Consider the following 8,080-nt stretch of genomic DNA (forward strand, 5'->3'; position numbering starts at 1 on the left):
CCCGGCCGTTGCAGAGGTCGCGGTTGAAGTTGGTGATGACGTACCCGGCAGGAACGGGCGTCCCGGGGCACTCCCACCCGCCTGCCGCGGCCTGCGACCCCTGCGCCGCAGCGTCGGCCGTGCCCGCCGAACCGGCCGTGGCCGCCGAACCGGCCGCGGCCTGCGACCCCCGTTCCGTGGCGGCGGCCGCGCCCTCCGCTGCGGCGGCCGTGCCCGCCGCACCGGCGACCATCGCGGCGGCGATCAGCGCGATCGCTCCGATCACCGCCGCGATTCTGTCTCTGACGGCCGCCACCCCCGTACGTCTTCTTCTCACCCCGCGGAAGGCGCCGGCCGATTCACAGCTCCGCGCCCGCCCTGGCACACCGCGCCGCCTCGACTGCCGTTCTTCGATGCTCATGCATACCCTCCCTGCAAGGACAGCGGCTCATGCCGCTGTCACGACGGGGCAGAACGTAGCAACGGAATCGCATGCATGACCGGCAGCGGCTGATTCGCCAGGAACAACGGCTCAAGGCCACTTCTTGACAGCGCTCACGCGCATGAACCCGTTGCGGTGCGCCGGGCGGGGTCAGGGGGGTGTGAGGGTGTCGAGCCGGGCGGCGAGGTCGGGGTGGGCGGCGGCCAGATGGGGGCGGGCGGCGGCCAGGGGGGCGATGAGGTCGGCGGGGTCGTCGTGGGCGAGGGCCGCGTGGAGCTCGCTGAGCGGGCGGCGGGCGGCGGGCGGCAGGTCGGTGAGCGCGGTGATCTGGCCGGCGAGGCGGCGCAGGTCAGCCGCGTTGCGGCGGGCCCAGGCCGCGGCGGTGCGGTCAGCGGCCCGGGCCCGTCGGGTGGCCGTCACACGTTCTTCGCCGGTGGTCCCGGCAGGGCCGGGGCGGCCGCGCAGGTAGCGGCGCTCGGCGGCTTGGCGGCTGGCGACGCCGAGGGGGTGGGCGAGGTCGGCCCAGCTGGCGCCGGCGTCGCGTGCGGTTTCGATCAGGCCGGTTTCCCATCCGGCGAGCTGCTCGCGGACCTGCCGCAGCAGCATCAGGGAGGCCAGCGCCTGCTCCGGCCCGGGACCGGGGGCATCGGGGATGCCCTTGGACTCTTGCTGGGCGACGCGCAGGGCGTCGTCTATGGCGTCAAGGGCCGCCGCGGCAGCAAGGAACGACGCCGGGCTGTGGGCGTCGGTGCTGGGCGAGGACGGCTGGTCGGCCGGATTCACGGGCACCTCCCTCGGGCTTGTCATCAGGTCGACGACATCATGTTTGTCATCCATTGGATGACATGTTACAACGGTGTCAGTGAGGCGCATTGGCAGCAACTGCCTGAACCTGCTGGAGGTGTTTTCACGATGTTGATGCGCACCGACCCCTTCCGTGAGCTGGACCGGCTGGCGCAGCAGCTGATGGGCCCGGGCACCTGGTCGAAGCCGTCGGCGATGCCGATGGACGCCTACCGCGAGGGCGACGAGTACGTGGTGGCCTTCGACCTTCCCGGCGTCAGCGCGGACGCGATCGACATCGACGTCGAGCGGAACATGCTGACGGTCAAGGCCGAGCGGCGGCCGGTGGCGAAGGCCGACGACGTGCAGATGGAGCTGTCCGAGCGGCCGCTGGGCGTCTTCTCCCGCCAGATCGTGCTCGCCGACACCCTCGACACCGAGCACATCAAGGCCGACTACGACGCAGGTGTGCTCACCCTGCGCATCCCGATCGCCGAGCGCGCCAAGCCCCGCAAGATCTCCATCGGCGCCGGGACCGGCCACAAGGAGATCTCCGGCTGACACCGGCCGGACAGGTGCGGAGGACGGGCACCCGGACTCCCCCCCCAACCCGCCCTCCGCACCCCTACGGGCAGTTTCGAAGAAGTAAGGGGTGGCGGCCGAGATGACTCTGCGACGCGAAGCGTTCCTCGACCACGTCAAGGAACGCGGCGAGTACGGCACCACGGAGGAAGCCGAGCGCGCGGCCCGCGTGGTGCTCGCCCTGCTCGGCGCGCACCTGGTCGGCGAAGTCCGCGCCCAGCTCGCGGCCCGCCTGCCGGAGGACTTCGCCCTGATCCTGCTCAACCCGCTGCAGAGCGCCGAACCGCTGCCCCCGGAGCGGTTCGTCCGGGCGACCGCAGCCTGGATCCAGGGCGCCACCGAGCAGACCGCGACCTGGGACGTCAGCGCCGTCCTGTCCACGGTCGCCGACACCGCCGGCGACGACCTGCTGGGGCAGATGCTGCTCCAGCTCCCCGCCGGCTACGACCTCCTCTTCGGCCGCCCCCAGCCCACCTGACCAGCGGTGCCGCACACCGGCACCGCTCCACCCCGGCTTCACGAAAGGCATGCACCACAGTGATCACCGACGTGCGCGTACCGTCTGAGCACCAGCAGCCGTACGGGGCGGCGTACGAGCAGATGCTGGAGAAGGTCCGCTACGAAGGGGCCTACCCCACCCGCGAGAAAGCAGAAGAAGCCGTCCGCCTGGTCCTTGCCGGGCTGGGACGCCAGCTGACCGGCGACGAACGCGTCGACCTGGCCGCCCGCCTGCCCCTGGAGGCCGCACGCCTCCTGACCGCGCAGATCCCCGACACCCAGCCGCTGACCGGATGGGCCTTCGTCAAGGACCTCGCCGCCCGCTCCGGCGCCTCCCTGGCCACCACCCGCTGGGACACCGGCTCCGTCTTCGCAGCCGTCGCCGCCCACGCCGGCCCCGACCTCATCACCCGCATCCTCCGCCAGCTCCCCGCCGGCTACGCGCTGCTGTTCGGCCAAGCCGAACTCAACCCGGCCGCGTAAACGGGCACCCGGCGCCCGACGGGCCGCGACAAAGGACCTCCGGCCGGGCTTGGCGGAAGTCCCCGATCACTCAGATCGGGGACTTCCGCCTGAACGACCCTGTGCCAGAGCAAGATCACTCGACGGCCGGGAAAACTCTCCGAAGTGTCCCGCGACGCCGAAGCGGACGCGCTGCTCGACTCCTGCGCCCGCCAGGGCATCGCCTTCGTGCCGTTCTTCCCGCTCGGCGGCGCGGGCGCCCCGGACCTGGCCGACCTCACCTCACACTGAGCCGGCTACAGGCCGAGTATGCGAGGGTCGGACGCCAGCGCCCTGAAGTACTCCTTCGGGTCCGCGACCATCTTCCGCTCCTTGAGGTCGAGCAGCCCCGCGATGCCGGTCAGCGTGGCCGACAGGGTCCCGTCCGCCTTCCTGACGGTCTGCTCGACCTTGAAGACCTTGCTCTCGCCCCATATGAACGCGCAGGACACCGTGACCTCATCGCCCGCCCGCAGCTCGCTGCGGTACCGCACCGTGTTCTCCAGGGCGACGGGGCCGACCCCCTTCGAGAGCAGCGCCTCCTGCGTGATCCCGGCCTCGCGCAGGATCGACCAGCGCGCGTGCTCCGCGTACTGCAAGTACACGGCCTGGTTGAGGTGGCCCTGCGAGTCCGTCTCGTACCCACGGACGGTGACACTCACGGAATACGGCTCCTGCGACACAACTTCCCCCTGAAGGACTTCGACGCTCGGACGACCCAACTCTGGTGCAACGCTCAACAGCCCCCTGATCCACGGCATTCCCCTCCGCCCCTCGGCCCTTCCGCCCCTGGGACGCCGCTCACCCGTGCTCACCCCCGTCTCGGCGAGGCCAGCACATATCTCCGTCCCGTCCGGGCTTCCCCGTGCTCGCTCACCTGCCAGCCCGCCCGCTCCAGAGCCGTCCCGCAGGCCCGGGCGCCCTCCGCCGTCGGCTCGTGCACCGCGACCGCCTCCGGCTGGGCCGTCGTGGTCACCCGGTAGCCCTCGCGGCCCGGCCGTTCCGGAGTGCGGCCCGCCGCCTCCAGGGCTATGGCGACCGCCTGCACCAGGTGCGCGCGCTCCCACGCGCACGGCTTCTCCCGGTCGCCCCCGGCGTTGGTCATCCGCCGCATCTCGACCAGGCCGAGCCAGGCGCCCCGGACTTCCCGCGCCCTCCCCGGTCCGTCCTCGCCGGTCACGGTCTCCTCGGTCCCCGTCCGCGCGGCGAACACCCCCGGCACCGCCTCCACCGGCGCCGTCTCCGGCTCGGCCTCGGCCGGGGACTCCCGGATCCGATGGCCCGCGGGCGTGAGGAAATACGCGTGCGGCGGGCGGGGATGACGGAACGCCAGCTGCAGGCGCACGAGCGCGGTCAGCTGCGCGTCCGTCCCCCTCAGCCGGCCCGTCACCGGGTCCGCGGTCGCGATGATCCGCCGCTGCGCGGCCGTCGTCGGCTTGGGCATGAGCGCACCCCCATCGTCAGGTCCCCGTCGGTCTCCCGCCCACCTCCGATACTGCCCCAGACCACTGACAACGGCGCGAGCCTGTGGATAACCCTTGTCAGGCCCCGCTCAACACGCCGCCCGAGCCCAGCTCGACACACCGCCCGAGCCCAGCTCAACGCACCGTCCGAGCCGCGCTCAGCGCACCGTCCCCGCCGCCAGGTCCACCACCCGCTCCGCGACCAGTTCGAGCAGCGCCCGGTCCGCGTCCGCGCTCGCCCGCTCGCCGGGCGTGCCGGGGTAGGTGTCGAGCAGGACGTGCGTGGCGCCGAGCTCCTCGAGGGCCTCCAGGTCGGCGCGGAGCCGGTCCACGCCGCCGTACCCGAGCGGGCGTTCGGGCGTGTCCGGGTGCGGGACGAGCCGCAGGCGGAGCCTCGGCACCAGCTCCGGCACGGGGCGCCCGGCCGCGTCCGCCGCCGCGGCGAGGCGCGGCAACGCCTGCTTCAGGCCCGCGAGCGTCGGCATGAACGGATGCCAGCCCTCACCCAGGCGCCCCGCCCGGCGCAGCGCGGCGGGCGAGTTGCCGCCGACCCACACCGGCGGATGCGGGGCGCTGCGCGGCGCGGGCGCGGTGCGGACGTCGGAGTACGCGACGTACCGGCCGCGGAACGACGCCGGGTCGTCCGTCCAGGCGGCCCGGATCGCCGCCAGATACTCGTCCGTGATCGCCCCGCGCTCCGCGAAGGGCACCCCGAGCGCGTCGTACTCGGCACGCGACCAGCCCACCCCGGCGCCCAGAATGAAGCCGTCCGCGTGCAGCCGGTCGATGTTGGCGGCGAGCCGTGCCGTGTGCAGCGGATGGCGGTACGGGATCACCGTGACCGTCGTGCCGAGACGCAGCCCCGGCACCCGGCCCGCCAGGTGCGCGGCGAGCACGAACTGGTCGTAGAAAGGCGCCGGATACTGCTCGTGCACATCCGGGGTCACCGCGATGTGGTCGGAGATCATGGCGAAGCTGAATCCGAGCCGCCGGGCGTCGGTGGCCTGGCGCAGGAGGGATTCCGGGGTGGTGCCCGGACCGAAGTTGAGAAGATTCACGCCGTATCGCATGCGGGCAGTCTTCCCGACCCGTGATCAACTCCGGTGGCCGGGGCGGGCGTTCACCCTCCGGACCGCAGGGGTCTCCCTGTCACGGAGGGGCCGCTCCGTCACGGACGGAGGTTCCACGTCGCCACCACCGGCCGCCCGTGCTCATAGCTGAGCCTGCTCACCGTGCCGGTCGCCAGCTGGAACAGCGCGCCCGCCGACGCGGGCAGGCCCAGCCTGCGGGCGGCCAGGACGCGCAGCACGTGGCCGTGCGCGAAGAGCACCACGCTGCCCTCGGTGTTCGCGAGCGCCGCGTCGACCTTCGCGAGCATCCGGTCGGCGCGCTCGCCCACCTGATCCGGCGACTCCCCGGGGTGCTCCGGCGGGCCCGCCGCGACACCGTCGGTGAACAGGAACCAGTCGGGCCGCTCCCGGTGGATCTCCACCGTCGTCACGCCCTCGTACGCTCCGTAGTCCCACTCCGCGAGATCCTCGTCCACGCGCGCGTGCCCGAACCCGGCGAGCTCCGCGGTCTGCCGCGCCCGCTCGCGCGGGCTGCTGAACGCCGCGTCCACGCGGTACTTGCCGAGCAGCGGCGCCAGTGAACGCGCCTGCTCACGGCCGTGGTCCGTCAGCGGGATGTCCGTGTAGCTGGTGTGCTGCCCGGTCAGGGCCCACTCGGTTTCGCCGTGCCGGACGAGCAGTAGATCACCCATGATGTCGATCTTCGCATGTCTGTTCCTCGTATGTATACGAAGTTCGTAGGCATGGGGGCGTCAGCCTTGGATAGCGATGCCTGCAAGCCTTCCCCCCATGGCTATCGAAGGGTATGCATCGTGCATCCGGCTCAGGAGTTCGGCGACAACCCCGTTGAAGTGCGAGAGACCGGCCACTACACCGAGGAGTACGTGCCCAAGTTCGTGGAGAAGTGGGACGCGCTCATCGACTGGGAGAAACGCGCGGAGAGCGAGGGCGACTTCTTCATCGACCTGCTCCGCAGGCGCGGCGTCAAGAGCGTGCTCGACGTCGCGACCGGCACCGGCTTCCACTCCGTGCGGCTGCTCGCCGCAGGGCTCGACACCACCAGCGCGGACGGCAGCGCGGAGATGCTGGCCGCCGCGTTCGAGAACGGCATGAAGAAGGGCGGGCACGTCCTGCGCGTCGTGCACGCGGACTGGCGCTGGCTCAACCGCGACGTCCACGGCGAGTTCGACGCCGTCGTCTGCCTCGGCAACTCCTTCACCCACATCTTCTCGGAGCGCGACCGCCGCAGGGCGCTCGCCGAGTTCTACGGGATGCTCAAGCACGACGGCATCCTCGTCCTCGACCAGCGCAACTACGACGCCATCCTCGACGACGGCTACACCAGCAAGCACAAGTACTACTACTGCGGGGAGGACGTCTCCGTAGAGCCCGAGTACGTCGACGAGGGCCTGGTCCGCATGCGGTACCACTTCCCGGACGACTCCGTGTACCACCTCAACATGTATCCGCTGCGCAAGGACTACACCCGCCGCCTGATGAGCGAGGTCGGCTTCCAGCACATCGAGACGTACGGCGACTTCCAGCACACGTACCGCGGCGAACAGCCCGACTTCTTCGTCCACGTCGCGGAGAAGGCCTACCGCTCCGAGGGCGCGCTACAGGGGGACGAGCCGTACTCCGGGGCGGCCGGTGTCGCCCGCGACTACTACAACTCCGCCGACGCCGACACCTTCTACGCCCGCGTGTGGGGCGGCGAGGACATCCACATCGGCCTCTACGAAGACACCGAGGACGGCGTCGGCGAACCCATCGCCGACGCCAGCCGCCGCACGGTCCGGCGTATGGCCGCCAAACTCGGTCTCTCCGAAGACACGCTCGTGCTCGACCTGGGCTCGGGCTACGGCGGCTCCGCCCGGTTCCTGGCCGAGACGTACGGCTGTCGCGTCCTCGCCCTGAACCTCAGCGAGGTCGAGAACCGCCGCCACCGCGAGCTGAACGCCGCCCGCGGCCTCAGCGACCGCATCGAGGTCGTCGACGGCTCCTTCGAGGACATCCCGTACCCCGACGCCGCGGTCGACGTCATCTGGTCGCAGGACGCCTTCCTGCACAGCGGCAGCCGGGCGCGCGTCCTGGAGGAGGCGGCGCGGGTGCTGCGGCCCGGCGGGCACCTGATCTTCACCGACCCCATGGCGACCGACGACTGTCCGGACGAGGTCCTCCGGCCGATCCTCGACCGCATCCACCTCGACTCCATGGGCTCGCCCGGCTTCTACGCCCGCGAGCTCGCCAGAATCGGCTTCACCGCCGTCACCGACGGCTTCGAGGAGCACCGCGAGCAGTTGGTGACCCACTACGCGCGCGTGCTGGAGGAAACCGAGCGCCAAGAGGCCGAGGGCCTGGTCGCCGACGTCAGCGAGGACTACCTCGCGGCGATGAAGAAGGGCTTGACCCGCTGGGTCGACGGAGGCCGCGACGGGCATCTGACGTGGGGGATCTTCCACTTCAGGAACGGCGGTCGGCAGGAGGCGTAGCTAGCGTCCAAGGCCGCGCCCGCCGAACGCCCCCGTGCCGTCCGCCCGCTGCCACCACTCGGCCAGCGCCGCCTGGTCCAGGGACCGCCAGTCGGGGGTCTCCTGGACCAGGGCGCGGCCGAGGCGGCGGCCGAGGTCCACCATCGTGCGGCCCGCCACGGCGCGGTCGACGTCGTACGACTCCAGGGCGTCCGGCCACGTCGTGGACGTGGTGATGGCCGACTCCAGGACCGTCGCGTCCTGCAGCGCCTTCACCGCGCCCGCGCCGTA

At 71.8% G+C, this 8,080-nt stretch carries 10 protein-coding genes and 2 pseudogenes; 5 read left to right on the forward strand and 7 right to left on the reverse strand.

Annotated features, from left to right (window positions below):
- Positions 1-265, reverse strand: a pseudogene (locus ACFWZ5_RS22950) (hypothetical protein); the annotation flags it as partial.
- A 306-nt stretch (positions 266-571) separates the two neighbouring features.
- Positions 572-1,204, reverse strand: a complete 633-nt coding sequence (locus tag ACFWZ5_RS22955; protein ID WP_384789445.1) for a type III effector protein — start codon at positions 1,202-1,204, stop codon at positions 572-574.
- Between the two features lie 129 nt (positions 1,205-1,333).
- On the opposite strand from ACFWZ5_RS22955, the gene ACFWZ5_RS22960 reads away from it, so the two are divergent.
- The 4 genes from ACFWZ5_RS22960 (at position 1,334) to ACFWZ5_RS22975 (ending at position 3,037) form a co-directional block, all read left to right on the forward strand.
- Positions 1,334-1,765, forward strand: coding sequence for an Hsp20/alpha crystallin family protein (locus tag ACFWZ5_RS22960; RefSeq protein ID WP_384789279.1), 432 nt, complete (start codon positions 1,334-1,336; stop codon positions 1,763-1,765).
- Positions 1,766-1,868: 103 nt separating this feature from the next.
- The gene (locus tag ACFWZ5_RS22965; protein WP_384789276.1) at positions 1,869-2,264 is read left to right on the forward strand and encodes a DUF2267 domain-containing protein; all 396 of its coding nucleotides are present in this window, start codon (positions 1,869-1,871) and stop codon (positions 2,262-2,264) included.
- Positions 2,265-2,323: 59 nt separating this feature from the next.
- Positions 2,324-2,767 carry a DUF2267 domain-containing protein gene (locus ACFWZ5_RS22970; protein ID WP_384789274.1) on the forward strand — a complete coding sequence of 148 codons (444 nt, stop codon included), beginning with the start codon at positions 2,324-2,326 and terminating at the stop codon, positions 2,765-2,767.
- A 144-nt stretch (positions 2,768-2,911) separates the two neighbouring features.
- A complete protein-coding gene (locus ACFWZ5_RS22975) occupies positions 2,912-3,037 on the forward strand; it encodes a hypothetical protein (RefSeq protein ID WP_384789272.1) in 126 nt (41 codons plus the stop codon).
- A gap of 5 nt (positions 3,038-3,042) precedes the next feature.
- Here the strand turns inward: ACFWZ5_RS22975 and ACFWZ5_RS22980 are convergent, their stop codons facing one another.
- From ACFWZ5_RS22980 to ACFWZ5_RS22995, 4 genes are all read right to left on the reverse strand, one after another.
- On the reverse strand, positions 3,043-3,447 hold the full coding sequence (locus ACFWZ5_RS22980) for an acyl-CoA thioesterase (RefSeq protein WP_384789269.1): 405 nt from the start codon (positions 3,445-3,447) through the stop codon (positions 3,043-3,045).
- Between the two features lie 149 nt (positions 3,448-3,596).
- Positions 3,597-4,229, reverse strand: a complete 633-nt coding sequence (locus tag ACFWZ5_RS22985; RefSeq protein ID WP_384789266.1) for a hypothetical protein — start codon at positions 4,227-4,229, stop codon at positions 3,597-3,599.
- 177 nt (positions 4,230-4,406) lie between these two features.
- Complete coding sequence (locus tag ACFWZ5_RS22990; RefSeq protein WP_384789263.1) at positions 4,407-5,318, reverse strand: TIGR03619 family F420-dependent LLM class oxidoreductase; 912 nt, start codon at positions 5,316-5,318, stop codon at positions 4,407-4,409.
- Positions 5,319-5,416: 98 nt separating this feature from the next.
- Positions 5,417-6,010, reverse strand: a complete 594-nt coding sequence (locus ACFWZ5_RS22995; protein ID WP_384789260.1) for a histidine phosphatase family protein — start codon at positions 6,008-6,010, stop codon at positions 5,417-5,419.
- Between the two features lie 120 nt (positions 6,011-6,130).
- On the opposite strand from ACFWZ5_RS22995, the gene ACFWZ5_RS23000 reads away from it, so the two are divergent.
- Complete coding sequence (locus tag ACFWZ5_RS23000; protein ID WP_384789257.1) at positions 6,131-7,810, forward strand: methyltransferase domain-containing protein; 1,680 nt, start codon at positions 6,131-6,133, stop codon at positions 7,808-7,810.
- Here ACFWZ5_RS23000 and ACFWZ5_RS23005 read toward each other — a convergent pair.
- Positions 7,811-8,080 (reverse strand): annotated as a pseudogene (locus ACFWZ5_RS23005) (monooxygenase); the annotation flags it as partial. It abuts the gene before it with no gap.

The sequence above is a fragment of the Streptomyces sp. NPDC059003 genome, assembly GCF_042740445.1.
Classification (GTDB): domain Bacteria; phylum Actinomycetota; class Actinomycetes; order Streptomycetales; family Streptomycetaceae; genus Streptomyces.

Coding starts and splice junctions, on each gene's coding strand:
- ACFWZ5_RS22960 (WP_384789279.1), top strand. CDS start 1,334: ATGTTGATGCGCACCGACCCCTTCCGTGAGCTGGACCGGCTGGCGCAG.
- ACFWZ5_RS22965 (WP_384789276.1), top strand. CDS start 1,869: ATGACTCTGCGACGCGAAGCGTTCCTCGACCACGTCAAGGAACGCGGC.
- ACFWZ5_RS22985 (WP_384789266.1), bottom strand. CDS start 4,229: ATGCCCAAGCCGACGACGGCCGCGCAGCGGCGGATCATCGCGACCGCG.
- ACFWZ5_RS22990 (WP_384789263.1), bottom strand. CDS start 5,318: ATGCGATACGGCGTGAATCTTCTCAACTTCGGTCCGGGCACCACCCCG.
- ACFWZ5_RS22995 (WP_384789260.1), bottom strand. CDS start 6,010: ATGGGTGATCTACTGCTCGTCCGGCACGGCGAAACCGAGTGGGCCCTG.